The sequence below is a fragment of the Komagataeibacter sp. FNDCR2 genome, from assembly GCF_021295395.1.
Lineage (GTDB): Bacteria > Pseudomonadota > Alphaproteobacteria > Acetobacterales > Acetobacteraceae > Komagataeibacter.
In genome coordinates this window covers 87161-110216 of the sequence record NZ_JAIWOU010000002.1, presented here as the reverse complement: position 1 = coordinate 110216, position 23056 = coordinate 87161, and the positions used below count along the sequence as shown (strand labels likewise).

Below are 23056 nucleotides of genomic sequence, written 5' to 3'. Positions count from 1 at the left end.
ATATCCTTGTTTATGGATATATTGTCGTAAGTCAAGCTATGCTATCTGAGTAAACGGAGATCACGACCGTCGGCTTCCTCAATTTTTCTGCTCAGACCAGACATTCAGTTTCCCGCACAAGGCAGTCATTTTATCCATCCTTGCAATCCAGCCCACGCCTCGCTCAGGATCGCGCCCGTAACGGCACGATCCGAGACCGTCGCGCCCAGATCAGGGTAATCCAGAAGAACACGATAGAGTTCCCGCATGTCGTCCAGACCAGCGCCCGGGGTCTGCTCGACCATCATGCGGGCCTCGCCCAGAACCCAGTCATTCAGGGCTTTCTGGCACTCCCTGAACTGAAGGTAGGCCTCATGGGTTTCTATGGTCTCGGCCTGACGTTCCGCCAGCACCAGAGGTTTTAATACCGCAACAAACCCGGCTATGGCTTCCTGTCCAAAGATCATTTCAACTCCTCGGTGGGTGACGGCCGGAACGGCCCGCATTCTACCGCGACATGCACGATATCATAAACTCAGGGATTACATGCCACGGCTGGCCGCCTGCGTGGGGCGCCGATCGCGCTCACGCACCTGTTCTTCCCTACGCCGTTTTTCCGCCTGGTCCTCCTGGCGGCGCCTTTCCTTGACCACGCGTTCCAGCTTCTCGGCCATATCCTGCGTCTGGTAGGCCATACGCCTCAGCCTTCGGTCGATATCATCCCATTTCTGCTGCGGCACCGATGCGACTTCCTTCGCCGCCATACGGTTTCTGAACCCGGCTCCCGGCGTCTTCCCCTGCTGCCTGGCCGCCTCGTTCTCATGGTTCTGGCGTACCCACCGTGTCGTGTTCTTCTCGTAGCGAAGACGTACCCGCTCAAGGTCGATGCCAAGGGCCTTGTAATCATGTCGCCCCATATCACTGGCAATCCGGTTAAGCAGATCCTCCCGCGTTACCGGTGCCGTATCCCCCAGCGGCCGGGAAAATACTTCCGCTTCCCGTACCGGCGCTTCGGCTACCCGTGTCCAGCAGGTATGGACATGGCGGCTCTCCGCCACGTAGGCGGTAAATCCGGTGACAGATGAACTGCCACGCGGCATGGCATTGATGTGCTCGTCCGACGTGATGCCCTGCGCGGAGTCAATTGTCATCGCATAGCCGGGACCCAGCCTGATCCGGCCGGTGGACCGGTCAGCCAGACGCTCCCACGGCACCATCCCGGTCACACCCCGACTGTTCCTGAGGACAAGACCCTTTTCATCCCAACCCTGTACATCCACAAAATCGCCATTCGACCCGAAGTCCCGCCAGCGCCATCCCCTGCCGTCCGCCCGTGTCACCTGGCACTGTACCCGGGAGAAAAGCCGCAGACGGTCACCCTTCGAGATGGGGAGATCATAGGTCTCTCCACGTTGGTCGACGGCCGCGCGTATGATCTCTTCCATCCCGATTTCGTTGCGGGCACGCAGCCTCTCACGAACGGCCAGGCTTAACGCCATGACATCCTCGTTGGTCGGGGCGGACATGGTTATGCCACGCTTCGATCCACTCGCACGCAGCATGTCACGCCGCCTGAGATAGAAATCAGCCAGCTCGGCCACCACCTGGGCATGGTCGCCACCCACCAGGCTGAAGGTTCCGTCTGAACGCTTCATGTCGATCGCCTCACGCGCGCGTGCCGCATCTTTCTCCTTCTGCTCCGCCTCGCTCAGGTCAAGCTTTCTCCCTGGACTACGGAACAGGCCTGCAATCTCACGAGCGCGGGCCGATTTCTGACGGACGGTACTGAGGAGTTCCGGTCTCGCCTCCGGCGGCAGCACACGTTCAAGGATTGCCAGACTGTCACCCGCCTCGATCGCCTGCGCCTGCTGGCGATCCCCCAGAACACGGATGGAAAAGCCGACCTCCTTTTGCAGACGCAGGATTTCAAGGATCTGCCGGGGCGCAATCTGACTGGCTTCGTCAAGCACCAGAACAGTATTTCGATCAACGTCCAGATTACCCTTCGCAATCCGGTCGAGCAACGGGGTCAGGGCAAGGGTCCGGGTAATGCCGGCATCCTTGAGCGCATCCGCCTGCCGCCATGCCATGGCTGCGCCGATCAGGTTCCGACCATCCTCTTTCCATGCGGAAACCAGCGGCCTGAGCAACGTGGTCTTACCGGAGCCCGCGACCCCTGTCAGAAAACCAAGGCCTCCAGCCTGCCCGAATGCATGAATTGCCGCAATCTGGGCGCGCCCGTGATCAGGTTCGCTCTCAAAATCAAGGCCTGAGCCGGCGATTGCGCGGGAAATGGCGTCGTCAGACAGCGCACCCTCGCGTGTCCGGGCGGCAAGCCCCGCCAGATCGCCCATTTCCGTCTCGATCGCAATCTGTCTGCTGGTCGTGATCCGCACCTTTCGATCCTGCTCACGGACCACAAATCCGACCCGCTCGCCATCAATTTCGATGCCCCGTGCCTCAATCATGTCGGCCACGTGATTGATATCACGCCGACCGTTTATACCGGTCGCAATCAGTGCATGTGCCGCATGCATGCGAAAGACGTCCCGATCCAGAACGGCCGCTGTCCTGAACTCGTCGGCGATCAGCCGGGCAGCGATTTCATACGCCTTCTCGTACCGCTCGGAATCAGGCAGTTCCTGACTGACGTCGCCAGTCAGAACGGTGCTGTGCTTCCATCCCAGTTCCGCCGCCTCTTCACGCCAGATTTCCCGGTCGTTGGTGCCGGTATATTTCTTCGACCGATACGCCAGATTCGCCTGGTGCAGCACCTTGAACTTCTGTTCGGCTGACATGGTGTTCCAGTCGCCACCCTGCCGCTTCACAAATGCCTTGGCCTGTGTTTCGGCCTGACGGCTGCGCTTTGAGAACGCATCACACACGGATCTGGGGATGTTCTCAATGATGATGGCCTTTCCCCGTTCGTCAGGGCGGACCCTGACGCCAAGCCCGCGGAGCTGCTGCGCCAGTTCGGCCTGGAAATAGGCACCAAACAGGTGAGAAGTCGTCTTTGTAATCCGGGCGCTGTCGAGGGAGCCGAGATGCCCGCTTTCCGTCGCCACCGCATTGAACATCATGTTATGGATATGGGCCTGCGGATCGCCGGGCACCGGGAGTTCAACCGATCCCGTCGGTCCATCCGGTCCGTCCTGGATGACCATGGCCGGGCGCGCGGTGTAATGCCGGATCGAAACCCGAGCCACCTCTCCCGGCTCCATGTAGGCCTCGTCGCCAGATCCACGCCGCGCGACACCAACTTCCTCGGCAATCAGTGCCATCGCCCGGTCATTGGCGATATGGATCGCCTGCCATATCAGGGCCTGCTCGGCCTGCGTGGCGGCGAACTCGGCCGCAAGCGTCACGGATTTGTCGGGGGATGCGGTAAAATCGAAACTCGAGATTTCACGCTTGCGGCCGGTATTGGCCCATTCCTCACCGGTGTCCGCACGTTTTGCCTCGAACAGGCGTTCGAGACCCTTGTTTTCCGGTGGCCGGGACAGGTCAATTCCCAGGGCGTCGGCAATCCTTCCGCCCATATCAGTCGCCCATTCCCCTTGACCGTCGCGCCCGATGTAATAGCTGTTCAGGCGCGCCCCGCTCTCCACATCACGGGACCGGTCGCGATCCGAGCGGACATCCGTCTCCGGGTCGAGCTTATGCTCCCGGAGATAGGCGACAATGAGCTTGCCCGCCCCGTTCGCGCTCACCTTCCGATAGGTAATCATCACCCGGCCGTCCGCTCGGCCCCGACCGGGGCCAGAAGCCGCACGCTCTCGGTAAGCTGGTTCAGCGTATCGGTCTGTTCGCTAACGGCCGCGGACAGGCGGTCCAGTGCGTCCGCGACACGATTGCCATCTTCATCTTCGCTGGGGCTGACACACCGCAGGATGTCCTCGATCCCCTGAAGGGCCAGGCCCATCTGCGCGGTCAACTGCAGCAGGGACGCTGCGACACCGGTTCCCTCGCTGTTTGTGCTGTCGGACATATCCTGTTCTCCTGAACTGTCAGGAGGTCAGGATACGTCCGCCTTTTGTGGGTGCCGCCGCATGCGCGGTCGGATCGTTAGCCCGGCAGAATCTGGCGTATGCTATTGCCCAACGGATAGAGAACGCCGTTCATCACCCAGACGGGGCGACTGATCGACGCCAGAACGCCTTCCAGCCCGTCCACCTTCGGCGCTTCGTGGACATAGGCCGCAGCCAGCCCTGCAAAGACCATGAGTCCGATCAGGCTCCGACGGAATGGAACCGCCCGCATGCAGCACAATGACCCATAGTACAGGACCTTCCATGAATGGACGATCATGCCGAGGGTTGAAAACGCCAGCGCAAAGGCGACGGCGATCAGCAGTTCCGTCGCGGGCCGGGCATCATGCTGGAACGCCGTGTTGCCACTGCGCAGGGCCGGTTCATGAAACAGCGAGGAATATGCCTCTACCCGGGCGTCCAGCAGCGGACGCCAGACCCGATCCTCGAACTGGGCGGGTGGCATGTCAGCGGAAAGGACAAGATGTGCCGGGGCTTCAAGGGACTGGCGCCAGAGATCCTGCACCGCTGCCGTGGCGACAAAGGCTGCTTCATCCAGGTCGGGAGAGAGAGCTTCCCCAAAACCGTCTCGCGTGGCCGTCCGGAAATCCTTCAGCGCCAGCTCACGCACATGGGTCGCCACCGCGGCATCAAATGCCTGCCGGTCATCAGGGCGCCAGTTTGGGGCAACCGGAATATCGCGCTGCCGCACACGCCTTGCGACGACCGGCCAGAAAAACCGTGGAACGGATCCGGGCGTATAATGCCTGATCTGCAACTCGACGACATACTCGGACCACGCCTGGTCCTGCTGCGCGGGGATTGTGCGTAGTCCGTCCTGATAACGTGCGACCATCTGCCGGTAGCGATCATAAGCGGATATGACCCGCTCCCGGCTTTGCCAGTAGCCCCCATGATAGAACTGCTCGGGCGAGCCCATCCCACGCGCTAGCGCATTCCGGATGACGCCCCGATCGGGCATGTCCGGGCTGGCGTGGGGAAACCCACCCATCCATGCCACGACCGGGTAGGCGGCAAGCAGTCCGCGTTCAGCGTCCTGACTCCGCCCGGCGCCGAAACGGGCCATGTCATCAGGCAGCGGCGCACCGGCAGGCAGACCATGTGACAGGGTCTCGTATGCAAGGGCGGAGATGCGTTGCGCAGGGGCCGTCGCATCCACACATTTCCGGAACAGGAACGCCTCACCCATGTACACGTTCGCCACCGTCAATACACCGCTCATGGCCAGGATGATGACGGCTTCCCCGATAGAAACCCTCAGATACCGTCCGCAAATATAGAGCCGTGGCAAAAGCACGCTGCCCCACAGCCACAATGCCGCCGCCACTCCCGAGAGGTAGCGTCCCATCCGTTCTACGGAGTGAACCTCGTCAGGAGAAGGCGAGCCCAGCGCGAAGTCAAGCAACCGGGCATTGAACGCGATTTCCACAACCAGATAGATGACCGTCATGGCCAGCATGGCGGGCGCGTATATGACACGCCAGCTTCCGCACTCGTATTTCCGCCGGTTTGCCTCGTCGGAATCACTGAACCAGAGCTGTTTCAGGGCGCCGCGCCACCGCCAGAACATGACTCTCATGGATTAAAATCTCCCATCACGGAACAGAGTATCCGCGCACCTGTTGTGGGCGCGGATATCCCATCCGGAAATCAACCCGCCCCTACCACCAGCGCGATCTGGCGGCGGACCAGGGCAAGCTGTTCAGGGCGGATGCCGCGATCGGTGCGCGTCAGGTGCCGCTTCGGCGTCGTGGCCACCATCGCACTGGCTGCCCAGCAGACCGACGCAAGACCGTTCATGGCGGTCGGTTCGATACGGACCGAGAGGTCCGGCACAACCAGATTTTCGTTATCGGTCAGCGGCACCAGGATCACGTTGGGCCATTCGGGCGGGAACAGGTCATCCTCCACCACGACCGCCGGTTTATCCCCGCCCCGCCCCGCCAGCACGATTTCCCCGGCCCGATAGGGCGCGGAAGCCGATCCCTTACTCCCCATGGCCCTGTCCGCCACTGGCCCCATCGAACAGGGCGCGTGCCTCGGGAGCCGCAGCGGCATAGGCGGCGACACGGGCGCCGTCCGCACGGATACGCTCCCGCCGGGCGAGGCTGACACCTTCTTCCAGAAGTTCGCGGACCAGGCGGCTCAGTGGAACCCCGCGCGCACTTGCTTCCCGCTCCAGGTCATCACGCAGGCGATCGTCAAGACGGATCGACAGAGGGCTCGTCATGCTTCTTCTCCATACAGAGACAGTCCGCATTGTGTAGTACGTTTATGTAATACACTCAAGCCGTGACCCGGCACCGCATGAGAACATGACCCCGATCCCCTGATGACTACAGGCCATCGGCCTGTAGGCGGATGTAATCCGCGCGAAGCGCAAACCGAAAGGTTTGCATTTGTATATGGACTTAAGAATTTTCTGTAGTCGTTCTGTAGTCCTTCTGTAGTCGTGGCGTAGCCGAAACGTGGTCTTGTTGTAATCGTGGTGTGGTCGTGATATGCCTCTGGCAGCGCCATAAGGCGCGCTCCAGTGCGGTCGGGAGGTCAGGATGTCTGCGGCAACCATCGGTGTTGAAGGTGCATTGGCGGTGCTTGAGGAAGCATCCGGGGCGCTATCGCTGCGGACGTGGATGGAGCGTCACCGCGCGGAAATCCTGCGTCATCGTGATGGTCGTCGCATTGACTGGGTGGCCCTGTGCCGCTGGTTTTCGGACGTCGGACTGGTCAATGCGCGGGGGCTCGCACCTACCGTCAGGTGCGCCAAGATGACGTGGTACCGTGTCGGGAAATGGATGGAGGCACGTAAGGAACGGGCCAGTGTCCGTGCCGAGGAAAAGGCGCGGGATGCCATCAGGAAAGAGGCTGAATTGCAGGCGCTCCGGGAAAAGATGGCCGAAGCTGCCGAGGGCGTGGCGGAACGTCAGCTCGAAGCCCGCCGTGCCCGTGCTGCATCGGTGTTGTTCCCCGACGATCCACTACCGTCCCAGCCCGCTCCACCAGGCACGTCTGGAGTGGTTTCCCCGCCCGAAACTCCCGTCAATCAGGATCTGGCGCTCCAGTCGCGGCTCGGGCAGGTAAAGCCGACAGTGACAATGCTCCGGCAGGCTCCCCGATACGGGAAGGATAAGGAAATCCCGCTACCTCCCCCTTACGTTGGTCCACGCCCTCCCGGCATGCCCGACAATCTGCCGCTTGAGGCACTGATGCCCCTTGATGCGTCGGGGTTGCTGCCTAATGGCGGCTTCGATCTGGAACAGCTTCCGGGCCTGCCACGCCGCTCATTTTTTGAGACCGACGAAGCGTGGTACCGCAGTGTCTATCCGATGCTGGACGCTATCCCTCGCCAGAACAGATCGGTTCCGGCCAAGCTGCTTTATACAGTCTGTGCCAGTGTCGGCAGACGCGCCCAATAGACGGCAACTGCTCGCACCCACAAACGCCCGGGGCACATTGGGGATCGGCGCTACTGCCTCCCTCAAATGTACCCGGATAGGTCATGAGCAAAGAGACGACACAAACTATAAAAAAAGCATCGGTTCCCCTGATCGTGAAAGCAGGAAGAGGGAATCTCGGCGGCTCGACATTCCTTACGGCCGTCTGCGAAATCGCTGCCAGCGCATCGCGCAATTTTCTTATGGCAGATGGCGACATGCGGAACCCTGGCATATCTGCGTCGCCGCTTTACGCGCGCTACGGCCTGCCCCGTCCAGCAACAGAAGACGAACACGAAATTTCAGAATGGTTTTCGATGGTCTTCAGTACAGCCACGGAGAAACGGCTTCCTCTGGTACTCGATATCGGCGGCGGGGACAGAACAATGGAGCAGTGGGCTGCCGAGATTGATCTGGTCGCTTTTGCGGAGAGCGCCGGTCTTGAAGTCTGTGGCCTGTTCTTTTGCGGTGGAGACGCAGATGATCTCGCCTACATCACCCGGCTGTGGGAGACAGGAAAGTTCCGCCCGACGAAAGGTGCAGTGGTTTTTAATGCAATGACCGTTCCCTCGGGACATGCTGGTCGGCACATTCTAAAAAGTCGCACCGCAGACCCATCATTGAAGCCCTTGTTCACGGCGGGCATTGAAACGCTGGAATTTCCGAAACTTGGCTGCATGGCCGCAGTCAAGGAAACCGGTCTGAGCTATCACGACGCGGCGGCCGGTAAGATCGGCAGTGGCGGCAAGCCGATAGATCCCGTCAAACGGTTCATGGTGACACGCTGGCTCAGCACCATCCGGCAGAATATTGAGGTGGCGGGCCTGCAGGAAATGTTGCCATGACCAATGATTCGAACGCAGACGCCCTCCATCAAACCCTTGAACGGATGGAAGTCGCGGCGCGCCGCGAAGGCATAGAGCCGGGATCGGCGCTGTGGGAATGGTTTGGTCTCCTGCGTCGCCTCGCGGAACTGCAATGGGCCGGGAATGTCCATGCTTCTGCTTCCATGGAGCGCGCACTGGACAGCGCGCGCCAGCAGCTGGATGAGATACAGACTGCCAGCACCCGGACATTGGCGCGTGTGCAGGAACAGACTGCGACTGAAATAACGAAACTCAATGCCACGACCGAAGCGGCGCATGCCCGCATCGCGCAATACGAAGCCATAGCGCAAAAGCAGCAGACGATCACAATCAGCCGGATGGTTGACGCCATCGTCAAAGACCTGCGAACGCAGGTGTTCCACAGGATACGCGAGCAACTCCCGACACAGGAGGTCAAGTTCTACCGGGAAGCGCGATGGCACGCCTATACGCGGCTTGTCATGGGCGGGGTCATTCTGGTGGTTCTCGGCTCGGCCCTGACGATGGCTGCGACATGGCCGCAGTTCAGGCGGGGCGGATACTGCACCAGCCACACCTACATCGACCCGAATACCAATCGGACATGGTGTGAGCTGAATGTGGATACGCCCCGGTCCTGATGCTACTTCCTCACGGCCCTCCCGCGCCATGCGGGAGGGGCCTTCCTGCCACCTTCGGGCGCGAGTGCGGAGCGGGCTTTTTGTGTCCATTCCGGCACGGGAGGGATGCCGGGCCGAATGGCCGGGCCGGAGAGAGGGTCTGATGCCGTAAAGCGTCCAGGCGGCTCATGCCGCCGGACCATGTTGAGCGGTGTCAGAAGGGCACTTCGTCGTCCAGATTGTCTCCCCCCGCAGGCGCATCCCATCCACCCGCCGCCGCTCCAGCGGTGCGGGCCCCTCCCTGCGACGGCTGGCGGGCTGGCGTATCGTAGCCACCGCCCATATCCTCGCCGCCATGGTTGCTGTCCAGCAGCACCAGCTCGCCACGGAAGCGGTCCACCACCACTTCGGTCGTGTAGCGGTCCTGCCCCCCCTGGTCGGTCCATTTGCGGGTCTGGAGCGCACCTTCCAGATAGACCTTGCGGCCCTTGCGCAGGAAGCGCTCGGCCACGTCACCGATGCGTTCGTTGAAGATAACCACCCGGTGCCATTCGGTCCGCTCGCGGCGTTCGCCCGATGCGCGGTCATTCCATGTGTCGCTGGTCGCCAGCGTGAGCGAGACGATCTTCGCTCCGCTCTGGGTATTGCGGACTTCGGGGTCCTTGCCGAGGTTTCCGACCAGAATGACCTTGTTAACGCTGCCTGCCATGTGTCTGTTCCTTCATGAATATTAAGGAGAGTCTTTGTGATCTCAGGAATTACTCAGGCAGCTTCCAGCCTGACCCGCTCCAACTGAACGTAGTGCTCCGCCCGTTCATTGAGCAGGGAGGCAATATCCGCTGGCGATCCATTCCGGCCGTCCCAGTCCCCGAGCAGTTCCCTGCCGGCATACAAGGCGATATACCGGCGCCTTTCCGGGTCTTCGGAATAATTGGCCAGCAGATACCGCGCGCCATCGGGTATCACCATCCCGTCATGGGCAAGGCCGTCAAACAGACGTTCAACACCGTTTTGTGGCTGCTTCGCATCCCGATAGCGCCACCCATGGCATTTAACCAGGGCGGCAAGCGTCTGATCGGAATAATGTGCGTCTTCCGGTTCCGCCGCCCCGCCTTGCGCGAGGTGAGGAATATTGCCTATCGTCTTTCCCACGTCGGACATGAACTTGACCTTCATTTCTGGCGCAGTCCCGGCGTGGTGTTCGCTGCACCCGCCGGGGCGCTTGAGCCGGAAGGGCCAATCCCTCCCGACAAGAAAAACTTAGTACGGACACCAAAGCAACTCAAGCATAAAACGGCAGAAAACCGCCAATAAAGGCCGTTTTTTATTTGCGTTATTGTATGTTTTTTCGGTTGAAATGAAAGTCAAACTGTCGGTTTTACTAGACCATATCCTGCCGGGGTTCCGGGGCGGCGAGCGCCCGGAGACGGTGACGGGAGTGAAGGGGATGGAGGCGTTTTTCTGAGCCACATCCTGCCCCCGGGCATGACGGTGGCGCGGACAGGGGGTCAGGACCGGAGCGGCCCGAACAAGCCGGTCGGCCTGCGGGTGGCGCGGGGCAACGCCCTGCGACACACGCAGGACGGCCAAGGCGCAGGGAGGGTCGCGGAGCCGCGCAGCGGGGCCGAAGGCCGTCTTGGCGCCCTGGCCGGGACACTGTCACACTGAAGCTGGATGCGCGGCCGTAATCCCCGTAACGGGCCTCCCTGGCGCGCCGCAGGCGTGACAGGGAGGTTGAGGAGCCGTCACGCTCCCCGATCCATTTTTCGACTTCATGCCGATCATGGACAAGGATGTGGGGGAGCATTAGCGCGAACGCGGACAGACCCCGCAGGGGGCTGGACTTCTCCTGGCGGCGCAGCCGTCTGGAGAAGCTTGGCGACCGAACCCGAAGGGCCACCCGCGCCTTCTTTCGTGTCCGGCCATCCGAGGGGATGATGCCCATGGTGCTGCGAACCGGACCCACAACGGCTTTGGCTAGAACGTCCCTGTCAGGGAAATCCTTTCCCAGGATGAAGGCAACGGTCCCCGGCGGACCGACCAGACAGAGACAGGGGAGCCAGCGACAGATGCGGGTGAAGTGGATACAGGAACAGCCGGAACAGATTGGGGACATGCATGACGGGCCGCACCCCGACCCGGCGATGGCGAGCTCTCTGGCGTGGCTGAAGCCAGCGCCAGCGTCAAGCATGGCGACGCAGCGTCTGGCGCTGCGTTTCCGTGAGGAAGTTCCGGTTTCCGGGCGGATCGAGATGACCTGGGCGGGCTGGCGTTATAGTGCGGCGCGCGAAGAATGGAGCGTGGTTGTGACGGCAGAGACCGATCGGCTACGGCATGCGGAATGGGCGCGGTTCAAGGCGGCATGGAATGGACGAGCACCGGACCCGCCAACCCTGCCGGGCAGTCTCCGGGACTGAATGTATCCGTATTTTTCTTCCTGATGCCTTTATGGCGTCGCCCGCGCGGTCAGGTCCGTAGCATCCTGAACAAGCCAGGCCGTCATGCGTATGGGGCGAGGCGATGCCTTGCGCCATACGCATGACGGCCTGAGCGTGGAGAGGGATGCGAAGCCGCGCGAGCGGGGCCGGAGGCCGACTTGACGGCGCGGGCGACGTTTCCGACGCTGGACCATGGCGTACGCGCGGCACAAACAGAAAAGGCGACCTGTGGGCCGCCTCTGGTGTGGTATATAGTATCAAAGGGATTTGCGCAGTCGGGCCAGCCGGTTCGCAATGGGACCAAGTACGGCGGCAAACAGGCAGGTCAGCGCCAGAAACGGCACCACAATGCCAATCATGTTAATGGTGAAATTATCCATTGTTGCCGTTCTCAGCCCCTTCGGAAGATGAAACTTAAACCGGAGACGTCAGAGCGACTGCCGCCATTTTGCAAGCCGGTTTGCAATCGGCCCCAGAGCCAGACCGAAAAGAAGCGTAAAGACGGCGAAAGGCACCACGATGCCGAGGGTGCTGAGCGTGAAATTATCCATTGTTGTCTCCTTTCGACGAGACAGCATCATTCCCGGAATCATATGGGATATACGCCAGAAGAGTCAAAGAAATGCCCTCAAAGATCAGGGACAGGAGACAGGCCGCCAACACATGAGAACGGTTTAACGCGGTGTAATCCGTAATCATGGGCGTGAGGAAACCCACGCCCACCGCCCCGAGGGCCAATGTCTGGAAAGCTCCGGCAAGGGCCTTGAGTCTGTCTTTCCTGTGTTTCGGGGTCTGGGGCGGGGGGAGAAGCGCGCGCAGGATGCGGCGGGCGGTGGCGTGGGTATCTGGCATTTTGTGTCCATTTTGGCACGGAAGGGGTGCCGGGCCATATGGCCCGGCTGGCTGGATCAGAAGCCGAGGGCGTCATTCCTGAGCGCCGCCGCCTGTTCCGACACGCTGCGGCTGTTATTTGCCACGTAGGGCTGCCATGCCTGCCCCATCAGTTCCTCGTATGCGGCACATGCCCCGGCGGCCACGCAGGCGAGAGAGTAGGATTTTGCGGCGTGCTGCGCCGCGATTTCGCGCAGGCCGTCCACCCGGTTCGCGCCGCCGTCAATACCCATGCGGTCTTCGTCGCGGTGTTCGTTAGTAAAGGCGTTCACGGCGTCCCGCGCGATCTGGCGGCGCTTTTCGTAGAACTCCGCCGCGCCATAAGCGGAGCGCACAAGGCCGTCAACCACCCGGTCAAGATGGATTTTAAGCCCCTGATAATTCGGCTCCCCGCGATACATGGTAACAAGAATCGGCTCCAGTGTGGTGTACTGATCGCGGATCATATTGCTACCCAGACCGGTGAGTTCGTCGGCGTCCCCGGCCTCAATGCCGAAAGAGCTGGTGATCTTCGCCATCTGGTCGTCATTGGGCGCAAGGTTCTGTACGTCCGCCAGAGACGGGGCGGCATAGCCCTTTGCGCGGGCGCGGGCTTCGTTCGCACGGCGGGCCTCGGCGGGGGACGCCTTGCCAGCGGAAGCGTTGTGAGCGATGGTGTTTGCAACGTCGGACATGAAATTGACCTTCATTTCTGGCGCAGTCCCGGCGGGTGTTACCGCACCTGCCGGGGCGCTTGGGCCGGGAGGGCCAATCCCTCCCGACAAGAAAAACTTAGTACGGATACCCAAGTAATGCAAGCATAAAACGGCAGAAAACCGCCAATAAGGGCCGCTTTTATTTGCGTTATTGTGTGTTTTTTCGGTTGAAATGAAAGTCAAACTGACGGTTTTACTAGACCATATCCTGCCGGGGTTCCGGGGCGGCGAGCGCCCGGAGACGGTGACGGTAGTGGAGGGGATGGAGGCGTTTTTCTGAGCCACATCCTGCCCCCGGGCAAGACGGTGGCGCGGACAGGGGGTCAGGACCGGAGCGGCCCGAGCAAGCCGGTCGGCCTGCGGGGGGCGCGGGGCAACGCCCTGCGACACACGCAGGACGGCCAAGGCGCAGGGAGGGTCGCGGAGCCGCGCAGCGGGGCCGAAGGCCGTCTTGGCGCCCTGGCCGGGACACTGTCACACTGAAGCTGGATGCGCGGCCGTAATCCCCGTAACGGGCCTCCCTGGCGCGCCGCAGGCGTGACAGGGAGGTTGAGGAGCCGTCCCGCTCCCCGAGCCATTTTTCGACTTCATGCCGATCGTGAACAAGGATGTGGGGGAGCATTAGCGCGAACGCGGACAGACCCCGCAGGGGGCTGGACTTCTCCTGGCGGCGCAGCCGTCTGGAGAAGCTTGGCGACCGAACCCGAAGGGCCACCCGTAATTACTGCTTTCACGATCGGAAAACAGGCAGCCCTTGTGACGCATAGCCAGTCGGACACGGATTATCACCCACGCAGTCCATATGCCGCGCGGTCAACATCATACTGGGCAATCATCAAGCAACTCAGATAGACCGTTGCCAGGGAGGACGCATGGAATCCCCAGCATGAAGCTTCACGTGCGATTTCATAAAACATGGGCGCGGAGCTGGAAACGGTTGGAAACGTGAACACCGCATCTGGCCAGGGAAAAGAGCGGTAGCGAATATTGAGAGAAGCAGCAGGGTAAACGCGATGCCAAGCGATACACTGACGATGCGAAGCATGAGATATTCACCGCGGCTGCACCCACGATATTTCCGGTCGCCCCTAATGAAACACCGGTACTCGACCGGAAGTCGGTCGACTCTCTCTTTAACCATACTCTCAAGCCATGCATTGGTACAGTGCACGATTTTCTCCTTAACGTGTGAGGGAGGGGCGGCATGACCTTCCCTCTGAGCGTCAGGATAAGCGTGCAGGTTGTGGGTGCGGACGAGCGGTCCGCGTCGACGGGTGACGATGCAGCCGCGTGTTTCAACAGGCGGAGCCATGTACTTTTGAGAAAACGGGGCTTAGTATGAGGAACCCCTCCCCCTGTTTTCCGGAGCACGCAATGCCGGTCCCTTCCTCCACCCGTCGCCCTATTTTCCGCGCGCTCTACCATGTTCTTGGGGCGCTATGGCGGGGTGTCGCCGCGTATCTTGCATGCCTGGTGGTGCTGTTCGGACTGTGCGGGGTAGCGGCTGATTTCGTGATACGGGGCGTCGCCCTGCGCGCGGATATTCTGCTACCGATGACCTACTGGCTTCAGAGCCATACGGGCCTTGCGCTTTTCGAGGCGGCCGAGGGCAAGCTGATCCGCCTCGATACGATCATCCATGCGCTGGCGCTGGGCACGGCGTTCGCCGTGGCCACCTACCAGCTTCTTCGGCGCGATCAGGCCGCGACAGGCATATCCGGCTGAACGCAACCAGCGTCCTCGTTTGCCCGTGCCCGGTTGAGCAGGAAGTCAACGGCAGCACTGGCATGGCGCGCTGCGTTGAATATTGCATGCCGGTCTTCGCGAAGAAGCGAAAGCCAGTGCTGGACATATGCGGCGTGGCGCAGGACGGGCGGCACGCCCATGACAGCGGAGAGCTGGGCTGCGGCGATCTCGGCCACCAGTTCCTCCCGCATGTAGGCGGTATCCCCGAAACGTGCGCCGAACTCGCGGTTCAGTCGATGGGCCGCGCCTGCCCAGTGGGCCAGTTCATGCGCCTGGACGGTAAACAGGTCCTGAGCCGAGCCGAACGCCTCTGGCGGGGGCATCTGGATATAATCCCCCGAACGCGAATAGTAGGCTTCACTCCCACCAAAGCGCATATCCGCCCCGGTAGCGGCGACAAAGCGGTCGAGGTCACCGTTCCGCGCGATGCCGGGCGCGTCAGCGACCTGCTCCCCGTGTCGCATACGGTCGGAAAGCCCGTCGATCTGATCGACATTGAATACCACGAAACGCTTCAGGAACGGTATGCTACGCGGCTCCTCTCCGCTTTCATTACTCCTTTCGACTTCATCGCGTGGCGTGTAGGTCGCGGCATACACGACCATGGTGCCCCGCTCGCCGCGCCGCACCTGCCCGCCAACTTCGGCGGCCTGCCGGTAGGTCAGCCAGCGGGATGTGGAGTAGCCATGCCCGGAAGCCGACATCCAGAGCAGAAGCAGGTTGATGCCCGAGTAGCGCCGACCTGATGCGGCGTTGACCGGCAGGCCATCCTGCCCGACACCATCTTTCCATGGACGCACCCAGGGGATCACGCCGCCCTCCACTTCACGGATGATCCGTTCCGTTACTTCGGTGTAGATGTCCTGCCTGTCTTCGCCAGCCTTTCTGGATGTGCGCGCCATTTTCCTTTTTCCTCCTGAAGCGCTGCCGCCACGGGGCGGCCGATGCGCAGATGGAGGGAGGCGATAGAGGCGATCGTTGCATGCGCAGCACCGGAGCAACGCGAAGGACCAGGCGCAGCCTGGTTGCTGCGATCGACGGCGCCTCCAGACAGGCGTGTCGGCTGCTCCGTGACGGCTCCTTTCCGTTCTTTCATGAATTTTCTTCTACGCCTGTGATGTATTCCTGCGCATGACAGGCCCCGCTCTCCGACAGTTTGATGCCGAGACGGAGACGGGATTACGCATCTTCGGAGTGGCGGTTCGTGGTATCGTCGGCGCCTATCTGGCAACCCGGTGGACTGCTGCTTGACCCAACAAGAGGCCCGTCAGTTGTGGCCACTAAAAACCTTGATTTCTCATTGCGCGGCATATACAATTAGGGATATACATGGAGGAGCCAGCCGTGCCAATCCCTGAAATCAATCCGCGCCCACGGGAGGTAAAACTCTTCCGGAATAATCGCAGTCAGGCAGTGCGCATTCCGGTGGAATTTGAGCTACCTGGAGACCGAGTGCTGATCCGTCGCGACGGTGAAAAGCTGGTTCTTGAGCCCGTCAAGGCACCTTCTACACTGAACGAACTCCTTGCTGCTTGGCGCGAAGAGGCGCCGTTAGCTCCTGACGACGATTTTCCCGACATCCATGATGTAGCCGCCAGACCGGAAGATATCCTGTGAGCGCCTACCTTCTTGATACCAACATCATCAGCGATCTGGTCCGCAATCCATCCGGATCTGCGGCACGACGCATCGAACATCTCGATCCGGGTGACCTGTGCACCAGCATTATCGTAGCGGCGGAACTACGATATGGATGCGCAAAAAAAGGCTCTGCAAAACTCTTAGCTCGCGTTGAAAGCGTGCTGGCTTTTGTACCGATATTGCCACTCGATATTCCGGTCGATGGCGAATACGGCGGCATCCGCGCCGAACTCGAAGCAGCAGGGCAAACAATCGGCATGAATGATTTGCTGATCGCGGCCCACGCTTACACTCTCAAAGTCACATTGGTAACGAACAACGTACGCGAATTTAGCCGAATCAGAGGGCTTAAGATCGAAAACTGGCTGGAGGATTTGGTATGACGAAAGGCCAAACTCTTACCTAAGCGTCCGGGAAGATGGCAACTGCCGTCTGTCTACTTAGGTTTTCTCGTCGATAGCAGCCACATCGGCTTCCAACAGGCTGTTTTAGGCAGCTCCATCAAATCATGACATGGGCCACGAGACACCCCAACGCAGCGGTCCCAAAGACCCCAAAGCGCAGGAAATGCCGCGCTGATCCCAGAAGGGGCATATCTGAAGATATGCCCCGCAGTTCCCGTGCAGCCCATCCTCCCGTCGCAAGGGAAATCACGACGGTCAGCAACAGCAGTGGCCATGTCATGGCGACAAACGAAGCATGGACGCTCGGGAGAATGCCCTCTCCCAGCTGATCGACAACGGAAAAGCCATCGAATGCGTCGCTAGCCAGCAGGCAACACAGGGCCGCCACCTGCATGCCGCGCCTGTCCGGCAGTGCCGGACTGACGCGGGAGGCGCTGTCTTCAAAGCGGTGAAACCGGACGGCTATCCGCAGGTGCGTATCGCACTTCATCGCGCATAACGCCTGCTGGTCAGCGAAACCCCGAGGGCCCGGCATAGCCATTTTTTCATCAGAGCCGTTCCTCACATGCCAAGCGCCCGACGGTAAATGTCGAGAAGCGATTCCAGCTCTTCGACCGCTGCTGGATCCTGCCTGCGGATCCGAATGATGTGGCGAATGGTCCTGACGTCGAAGCCAGCGGACTTCGCTTCGGTGAAAATGTCCTTTATGTCGGCAGCCAGAGCCTTGCGCTCTTCCTCCAGGCGTTCCACGCGCTCGATGATACTGCGCAGCCGGTCGGCGGCAATTCCGCCAACGGTTGCGGCTGACGTATCAGTGCCTGCATCACCCTCATCAAACATCGGAAAAACCTCCCATTCGCATTGCACAATTTCGATATTCCGGCCGGGGATAGGTCTCATGCCCGGTTTCAAGCTGTTCAAGCCAGCGCGACGACCGCGGCTCAAGAGCACCACCCCGATCAAGGTGACGCAGGAGCGCGGTGCGGTGTTCTCCCATCCCCTGAGCCAGAAAGCGGAAAGACCAGCCGATAATCGTAATCGCCCGGAAAACTTCATGCCTGCGGTACGGCGGGCGATTGCCCGCCACCACGATCGACCGGGCCAGCGGCGAAGGAAACCGCTTGTGGACGGCACGCAACGCACACAGCCATTCGACGAACTCTGGATTGACGGGTTCGCCCGCCGCAAACTCCCCGACACGGTTCCGGCTGAATCCCGACCGGCGCGCGGCCTGGCGAAGCGGCCAGCCGATATCGTCCAGACATGCGCGGATCAGGGCGCCCGCCCTGATCCGGCCATCCGACCGGATGACCAACCCGGCTCCGGGTGAGGAGACATCCGGCAGGAACGGCCGTATGCAGGCAATACCTGCCCCCTGCATCTCAGGCATGGGACAGCACGTCAGCAAATACGCGCCCTGCGGCGCCACGCCGCACATGGGAGGCCATCCGGCGGCTCACGGGGCGGTACCGGCCCGGTATGCGGCTCTCGTGAATCATCCCCTCGCCTTCCAGGTCCACGAGCGCGCGCTGGACAGTCTTGAGGGGCAGGACCAGATTTTCAGCCAGTTCCTCAGGCAGGCTGCCTTCACGGGCCAGCTCCGACAGGGCGGCGAACACCATGTCCTTGACCGGGGAGGCCACAACCTTCCGCGTGGCGGGCATCCAGGGCACACGGGCATACACGCTGTGTCCCATGGATGCGATTTCCCCGGCCTCCACCATCTCGTCGAGAACGATCGGGAAGGCACCCAGAGCCTCGACCGGCAATCCTTTCCTCAGTTCAAGGACCGCATGGGGTCCCGCGACCAGGGCGTTACGGACATGGGCGAGTATCATCCCTCGCGCCAGCTCCCGGTCTTTCTCGTTCATGCGTGCATAAGGCACCGGCACCGGCCGGCGCAGCGAACGTCGCGCCATTCTTTCCTCCAGATCTGTCTGCCGAAAGTATGACGCGCCCGGTTGTGGGTCCGGACAGCACCCGCCAGAACGGGCGTGCGGTCCCTGCCTTCATGATGAAGCCGGACGCGCCGCCGGATCTATGCGGCTGGTGGGAACGGGGGAATGGCCCGGGGTGCGGCTACCGCGTTCCAGCACCACCAGTGATCCCGCCCATAAACCGCATTGTAATAGCGGGCCTTCTCTTCGCGTCGGGCCGCGTAGGCTTCGTCATCGCGGCCAAAGACTTCCATGGGCGCTCCCCGCCTGTCCGCCGTGTCGGTAAGCACAAAATCGGGATGGACCACATCGCGGTGCGCGTCATAGCGCAGAGGCTTTATGAATGCCCGGCGTCCGCGAACCAGCGCCGTGGCGATGGTCAGTTCAGGATGGCTCGCCACCGGCACAAGCGTGTCCGGTTCGACCTCCATCAGCGCCATGTCATCTGCCCAGGCCGCGATCCTCACGTGTTCACCATCACGCCCGATCCGTACACTCGCCGTGACAAGCCCAACCACCCGGATCGGGCGCTCCCCGCGCGGACAGCTCAGTGCCGCCATGGCCATCGGGAAACGACGCGCCAGGCGCGCGCTCCAGTCGCGAGGCATGGAGACACGCAGGTCGTACCCCGCGGCGCCATCAAAACCGACCGAGACAAAATCGGTATCCTGCCGCCCCCTGCGCAGGCTTACGGAATCAACCACACCCAGCAACAGGATGCGCCATGTATCCGCACATTCTCGTGCTGTCCGGCGCAAAAGCGCCACGCCATCATGGTCTCCGTAGCCAACCATGGCGAGGCGGTCTCCCAGATGCTGGCCGCGCCCGGTGAGGACGCCATTGGCTGCACCAGCCAGCGCCTGTCTTACGCCTGTCCACCATCTGCGACGTCGGCCGATATCCGGACGCCACGTGTTGAGACCCGCCCGTTCCCACAGCAGGTGCAAGAGTCCCAACTCCGTCATGCGTGCCTGTCGTGGTGGGCCACCTGCGCCATGCCGGGGATCCCCGGCCGCCCAAGCCGTTGCCGGGGGCGCAACCGCCCCGTCGCGGATCCGCAGGCCACGGCGCAACGCGACCCGCAGGTCCCCATTTGCCATTTCCCGGACAACACCTTCCTCGTAGCCGCCGCGTCCGTTACGGCGGGCGTCCGTCTCGTGGAACGGGCAGGTGACCTGATGCAGGGCGCCCTGCCCCGGAAAGCGTGCAACATGATAGGCTTCCACCACCCTGTCGCCCTGGAGCCGTTCGCCGCGCCGTACCACGAGTTCAAGGTGGCGACCATCATGGACGCAATCGCAATGCGGCCGTGTATCGGCGCCATGCGCTTCCGCCAGAAGGCGCTGCCAGTGCTGGACCTTTTCCTGATCCGTATCCCAGCTTCGGCGTCCCTTTCGTCCATTTCCAAACGTGATCCAGTCAGACATGGGGCACCTCCATGCCTGGACCGGGAACAGGAACCGGGACAGCGGCCATCATGCCAAGCCATGCTGCAACAATCCTGTCGTAATGGCGGAGCGCCCTGTCGGTCAGGTAGGGATCGAACATCCTGCCGCGCTCGCGCAGGAGGATCGAACGCACGACCTCCATGGGCACGGGAGGCTTGTAGCTGCGCTGTGAGGCCAGCGCGTCGATAAAATCGGCAATGGCGACGATACGCGCCATGACGGGGATGGCCGGGCCGGACAGGCCTCTGGGATAACCGGTACCATCCCACCGCTCATGGTGGAGGAGCACGCAATCGCGGATGATACGGGGAATATATGTGACGTGTTCGCGCATGACCGCGATCCCCAGTTCGGGATGCCGGGTCATGATGGCCCATTCGGCCACCGTCAGCCGCCGTGGCGCATACAGGATGGCCGGCGGTATCAGCCGTTTGCCAATGTCGTGAATCCGTGCGCCGGTCAGGAGCAGATCCCGGAAGCGACCGGGCAACCCGGCCGCATCGAATACGATCGGCGCGATGGCGGCCACCCGATCGCCATGCCCCTCGAGTTCCCGCCCCGCGACCAACGCGAGACCTCGAAGCTTTGCGTAGGCATATGTCGGCGATCCGCCCACATATGCTTCATGCGTATCGTGAGAATATCTTTCCATAGCAGCAGTATCCGCCGCCCGTTTGTGGGTCCGGGCGAGCGGCCGCGATTTCTGCCGTAATCCTGAGGCCGTGTATCATCCGTTCCGGACGCGGCGCTCGCCTTCCTCGCGATGCTGCGAACAGAACCAGTGCAGGACAGCGTGGCGGTCGGTGCAGCCAAAAGGTGCGCCTTCACCACAGGTCTCGCACTGGTGGGCCCAGGCATGTCCGGGCGTACGCAGGACCTTCACGCTGGACTGCGTTTTTCGGGTGTCGGTTGCAGACATGGTCTGATCCTCCTTCATCTTATATACGGCGCCGGATGGCCGGTTCGGGTGGCGGATGATCCTTTCCGGTGTTTCCGAAGCCAGCCGTGACACAGCGCGGCGGGCGGGATTTCGGAGAGGAATACCGATGGGTCCGCACAGCGGCCACCGCGCCATGCACACCAGGTGATCGCCACACGTCGCCGCCCGCGGGTGAGTGCGACATAAGCCAGCCTGCGTTCCTCATCAGCATCCGGGTTGGACGCCGATGGAAACAGCCGGTCTTCCCAACCCATCAGGAACACATGGCCATATTCCAGCCCCTTGGCGGCATGGATCGTCATGAGCCTGACCCGGCCTTCACCGGATGCCGCCCCAGACACAGAGCCAAGGGCGGCATGGTCGAACAGATCCCCGAGCGTGCTGAACTCAGTTGCAAGACCAACCAGTTCCTCAAGGTTTTCCAATGCCGCGCGCCCATCCTCTCCCGCCGCGCGGTACATGTCCGCGTAACCTGTCCTGTCGAGAAGCTCACGGATGCGCTCCGCCAGCGGCGCGTTGTCCACGGCGCTGATCTCGCGGATGGTAGCCACGAACGCCCGCACCCGTCCGGAGGACTTCCCGGTGGCGGATGCAAACATCCGCTCCGCCGCGTCAAACAGGGAAATATACTCCTGTTCTGCCACCGCCTCGATCTTCGCCAGCGTTTTCGCACCAACACCCCGGGCAGGCTGGTTGATCACGCGCCTGAATGCTTCATCACTCTGCAGGTCATCCGGACATGAGGCCAGCCTGAGCAGGGCCAGCGCATCCCTGATGACCCCACGCTGCCAGAAGGCCGTGTCATTGACCAGCTCGTAGGGAATTCTCGCCTTCAGAAGCTGTTCTTCGAGCAGGCGCGACATGAAATTGAACCGGTAGAGGATTGCGATGTCGTCGGGCGCCACGCCTTCGAGCAGGCGACGACCGATTTCAGATGCGATACCCTGCGCCTCCTCAAGGCCCCCACTGAATTCCACGACCTCGATCGGCTCACCTGGACCGCTCGCCGTAAACAGGGTCTTTTCGAGGCGACCGGAATCAAGGGCGATCACGGCATTCGCAGCCGAAAGGATATGTCCCGTGGAACGGAAATTCTGTTCCAGCGCGATCATCGCGCCACCGGGAAAATCGTTCAGGAAATTGCGAATATACGCCACATTGGCCCCACGCCAGCCATAAATCGACTGTGCATCATCGCCTACCGAAAAGATTTCGCCATGATCCTGGCTGAGCAACCTGAGCCACTGATACTGGAGGCGGTTCACGTCCTGGAACTCGTCAGCGAGAATGGCGTCGAAACGGCGTCCCCAGTCCCGCCGATAGGCCTCGTCGCGTTGCATCGTAACCGTCGGCCACAGCAGGAGATCACCGAAATCAGCCATATTCGCTTCGCGCAGGGCTGCCTGATAGGCCGGATAGAGGGCCGCCGCCAGATGCCATGCCATGACGTCCTCAGGCGTATCGCCCGCGTAGCGCCGCACCAGCTACTCAACAACACCAGCCGCCTGTTGCGGCAGGACCAGATCATCCTTGAACAGGGCGATGCGCGTGGTGACGGATTTCACACGCTGCCTGAATATCTCGCCATTTTCCTCCTCGAACGCACCATCCGCCATCGCGGCCTGCAGGAGCCTGCGCACGATACGCCGGCTATCTTCGGCATCCGCTATGCCGAACCCCTCGCGCAGCAGGGCGATATCCGGGTCCGTCCGCAACTGGCGACGCCCGTGGGCATGAAAGGTGCCGATCCATCCGGGAGCCCGGTCCGCGCCAACGGCATCCGCGATGCGGCTACGCATTTCCTCTGCAGCGCGGTTCGTAAAGGTGACGGCAAGGATCCGGGAGGGTGGAATACCCCGCCGCGCGATACGGTCGACAACACCCGCGACCAGCGTGCGTGTCTTGCCGGTTCCCGCGCCCGCAAGCACGACAACCGCACCTTCCTGCCTGGCAGCCTGTCGCTGTGGTGGCGTCAGCCCAGCCAGCATG

28 protein-coding genes and 1 pseudogene are annotated in these 23056 nt (G+C 61.6%); 7 read left to right on the top strand and 22 right to left on the bottom strand.

The window, feature by feature from the left end:
• Positions 1 to 125: 125 nt before the first annotated feature.
• The 6 genes from LDL28_RS14730 to LDL28_RS14705 form a co-directional block, all read right to left on the bottom strand.
• On the bottom strand, positions 126 to 446 hold the full coding sequence (locus LDL28_RS14730) for a hypothetical protein (RefSeq protein ID WP_233059429.1): 321 nt from the start codon (positions 444 to 446) through the stop codon (positions 126 to 128).
• A 75-nt stretch (positions 447 to 521) separates the two neighbouring features.
• Positions 522 to 3707, bottom strand: coding sequence for a MobF family relaxase (gene mobF, locus LDL28_RS14725; protein WP_233059428.1), 3186 nt, complete (start codon positions 3705 to 3707; stop codon positions 522 to 524).
• Positions 3707 to 3967, bottom strand: coding sequence for a hypothetical protein (locus LDL28_RS14720; RefSeq protein ID WP_233059427.1), 261 nt, complete (start codon positions 3965 to 3967; stop codon positions 3707 to 3709). Before LDL28_RS14720 ends, mobF begins: the two co-directional genes overlap by 1 nt.
• Before the next feature lie 77 nt (positions 3968 to 4044).
• Complete coding sequence (locus LDL28_RS14715; protein WP_233059426.1) at positions 4045 to 5607, bottom strand: hypothetical protein; 1563 nt, start codon at positions 5605 to 5607, stop codon at positions 4045 to 4047.
• Positions 5608 to 5678: 71 nt separating this feature from the next.
• Entirely contained in the window at positions 5679 to 6026 is a 348-nt protein-coding gene (locus LDL28_RS14710; RefSeq protein ID WP_233059425.1) for a type II toxin-antitoxin system PemK/MazF family toxin, read from the bottom strand.
• Positions 6016 to 6258, bottom strand: coding sequence for a hypothetical protein (locus LDL28_RS14705; protein ID WP_233059424.1), 243 nt, complete (start codon positions 6256 to 6258; stop codon positions 6016 to 6018). The genes LDL28_RS14710 and LDL28_RS14705 overlap by 11 nt, the downstream gene beginning before the upstream one ends.
• A 322-nt stretch (positions 6259 to 6580) precedes the next feature.
• Between LDL28_RS14705 and LDL28_RS14700 the strand changes: the two genes are divergently transcribed.
• The 3 genes from LDL28_RS14700 to LDL28_RS14690 all read left to right on the top strand — a co-directional run bounded on the left by LDL28_RS14700 (position 6581) and on the right by LDL28_RS14690 (position 8948).
• Positions 6581 to 7444, top strand: a complete 864-nt coding sequence (locus LDL28_RS14700; RefSeq protein WP_233059423.1) for a hypothetical protein — start codon at positions 6581 to 6583, stop codon at positions 7442 to 7444.
• Between the two features lie 83 nt (positions 7445 to 7527).
• On the top strand, positions 7528 to 8307 hold the full coding sequence (locus LDL28_RS14695) for a hypothetical protein (RefSeq protein WP_233059422.1): 780 nt from the start codon (positions 7528 to 7530) through the stop codon (positions 8305 to 8307).
• A complete protein-coding gene (locus LDL28_RS14690) occupies positions 8304 to 8948 on the top strand; it encodes a hypothetical protein (protein ID WP_233059421.1) in 645 nt (214 codons plus the stop codon). The genes LDL28_RS14695 and LDL28_RS14690 overlap by 4 nt, the downstream gene beginning before the upstream one ends.
• Positions 8949 to 9141: 193 nt before the next feature.
• On the opposite strand, the gene ssb is transcribed toward LDL28_RS14690, so the two are convergent.
• Both ssb and LDL28_RS14680 read right to left on the bottom strand, forming a co-directional pair.
• Positions 9142 to 9636, bottom strand: coding sequence for a single-stranded DNA-binding protein (ssb, locus tag LDL28_RS14685; protein ID WP_233059420.1), 495 nt, complete (start codon positions 9634 to 9636; stop codon positions 9142 to 9144).
• Positions 9637 to 9689: 53 nt separating this feature from the next.
• On the bottom strand, positions 9690 to 10103 hold the full coding sequence (locus LDL28_RS14680) for a hypothetical protein (RefSeq protein WP_233059419.1): 414 nt from the start codon (positions 10101 to 10103) through the stop codon (positions 9690 to 9692).
• A gap of 836 nt (positions 10104 to 10939) precedes the next feature.
• Here LDL28_RS14680 and LDL28_RS14675 point away from each other — a divergent pair.
• Positions 10940 to 11344 carry a hypothetical protein gene (locus LDL28_RS14675; RefSeq protein ID WP_148707838.1) on the top strand — a complete coding sequence of 135 codons (405 nt, stop codon included), beginning with the start codon at positions 10940 to 10942 and terminating at the stop codon, positions 11342 to 11344.
• Between the two features lie 278 nt (positions 11345 to 11622).
• On the opposite strand, the gene LDL28_RS15640 is transcribed toward LDL28_RS14675, so the two are convergent.
• The 4 genes from LDL28_RS15640 to LDL28_RS14665 are packed head-to-tail and all read right to left on the bottom strand — an operon-like array spanning position 11623 to position 12930.
• The gene (locus LDL28_RS15640; RefSeq protein WP_255663285.1) at positions 11623 to 11745 is read right to left on the bottom strand and encodes a hypothetical protein; all 123 of its coding nucleotides are present in this window, start codon (positions 11743 to 11745) and stop codon (positions 11623 to 11625) included.
• A 48-nt stretch (positions 11746 to 11793) separates the two neighbouring features.
• Positions 11794 to 11916, bottom strand: coding sequence for a hypothetical protein (locus tag LDL28_RS15635; protein WP_255663284.1), 123 nt, complete (start codon positions 11914 to 11916; stop codon positions 11794 to 11796).
• Positions 11909 to 12217, bottom strand: a complete 309-nt coding sequence (locus LDL28_RS14670; RefSeq protein WP_233059418.1) for a hypothetical protein — start codon at positions 12215 to 12217, stop codon at positions 11909 to 11911. Before LDL28_RS14670 ends, LDL28_RS15635 begins: the two co-directional genes overlap by 8 nt.
• Before the next feature lie 56 nt (positions 12218 to 12273).
• Entirely contained in the window at positions 12274 to 12930 is a 657-nt protein-coding gene (locus tag LDL28_RS14665) for a hypothetical protein (RefSeq protein ID WP_233059417.1), read from the bottom strand.
• A gap of 1395 nt (positions 12931 to 14325) precedes the next feature.
• Here LDL28_RS14665 and LDL28_RS14660 point away from each other — a divergent pair.
• On the top strand, positions 14326 to 14676 hold the full coding sequence (locus LDL28_RS14660) for a hypothetical protein (RefSeq protein ID WP_233059416.1): 351 nt from the start codon (positions 14326 to 14328) through the stop codon (positions 14674 to 14676).
• On the opposite strand, the gene LDL28_RS14655 is transcribed toward LDL28_RS14660, so the two are convergent.
• Entirely contained in the window at positions 14649 to 15599 is a 951-nt protein-coding gene (locus LDL28_RS14655) for an ArdC family protein (protein WP_233059415.1), read from the bottom strand. The genes LDL28_RS14660 and LDL28_RS14655 overlap by 28 nt on opposite strands.
• Before the next feature lie 442 nt (positions 15600 to 16041).
• Here LDL28_RS14655 and LDL28_RS14650 point away from each other — a divergent pair, with 442 nt between their 5' ends.
• Both LDL28_RS14650 and LDL28_RS14645 read left to right on the top strand, forming a co-directional pair.
• Positions 16042 to 16314, top strand: coding sequence for an antitoxin (locus LDL28_RS14650; RefSeq protein WP_233059439.1), 273 nt, complete (start codon positions 16042 to 16044; stop codon positions 16312 to 16314).
• Complete coding sequence (locus LDL28_RS14645; protein ID WP_233059414.1) at positions 16311 to 16721, top strand: type II toxin-antitoxin system VapC family toxin; 411 nt, start codon at positions 16311 to 16313, stop codon at positions 16719 to 16721. Before LDL28_RS14650 ends, LDL28_RS14645 begins: the two co-directional genes overlap by 4 nt.
• 118 nt (positions 16722 to 16839) lie before the next feature.
• Here LDL28_RS14645 and LDL28_RS14640 read toward each other — a convergent pair whose 3' ends face one another.
• From LDL28_RS14640 to LDL28_RS15750, 9 genes and pseudogenes are all read right to left on the bottom strand, one after another.
• Positions 16840 to 17277, bottom strand: a complete 438-nt coding sequence (locus LDL28_RS14640; RefSeq protein ID WP_233059413.1) for a hypothetical protein — start codon at positions 17275 to 17277, stop codon at positions 16840 to 16842.
• 26 nt (positions 17278 to 17303) lie between these two features.
• Positions 17304 to 17582: a GapR family DNA-binding domain-containing protein gene (locus LDL28_RS14635; RefSeq protein WP_233059412.1), complete on the bottom strand. Its 279-nt coding sequence runs from the start codon at positions 17580 to 17582 to the stop codon at positions 17304 to 17306.
• Positions 17575 to 18132, bottom strand: a complete 558-nt coding sequence (locus tag LDL28_RS14630; protein WP_233059411.1) for a transcriptional regulator — start codon at positions 18130 to 18132, stop codon at positions 17575 to 17577. The genes LDL28_RS14635 and LDL28_RS14630 overlap by 8 nt, the downstream gene beginning before the upstream one ends.
• Positions 18125 to 18661, bottom strand: coding sequence for a hypothetical protein (locus LDL28_RS14625; RefSeq protein ID WP_233059410.1), 537 nt, complete (start codon positions 18659 to 18661; stop codon positions 18125 to 18127). Before LDL28_RS14625 ends, LDL28_RS14630 begins: the two co-directional genes overlap by 8 nt.
• Positions 18662 to 18780: 119 nt before the next feature.
• Positions 18781 to 20106 (bottom strand): DUF1173 family protein, encoded by a 1326-nt coding sequence (locus tag LDL28_RS14620; protein WP_233059409.1) that lies wholly within the window; start codon positions 20104 to 20106, stop codon positions 18781 to 18783.
• Positions 20099 to 20779 (bottom strand): HD-GYP domain-containing protein, encoded by a 681-nt coding sequence (locus LDL28_RS14615; RefSeq protein WP_233059408.1) that lies wholly within the window; start codon positions 20777 to 20779, stop codon positions 20099 to 20101. Before LDL28_RS14615 ends, LDL28_RS14620 begins: the two co-directional genes overlap by 8 nt.
• Positions 20780 to 20854: 75 nt before the next feature.
• Positions 20855 to 21046, bottom strand: coding sequence for a hypothetical protein (locus LDL28_RS14610; protein WP_233059407.1), 192 nt, complete (start codon positions 21044 to 21046; stop codon positions 20855 to 20857).
• Positions 21047 to 21060: 14 nt separating this feature from the next.
• Positions 21061 to 22179, bottom strand: a complete 1119-nt coding sequence (locus LDL28_RS14605) for an ATP-dependent helicase (protein WP_370636408.1) — start codon at positions 22177 to 22179, stop codon at positions 21061 to 21063.
• Between the two features lie 21 nt (positions 22180 to 22200).
• Positions 22201 to 23055: pseudogene (locus tag LDL28_RS15750) on the bottom strand (ATP-dependent helicase); the annotation flags it as partial.
• Between the last annotated feature and the right edge of the window lies 1 nt (position 23056).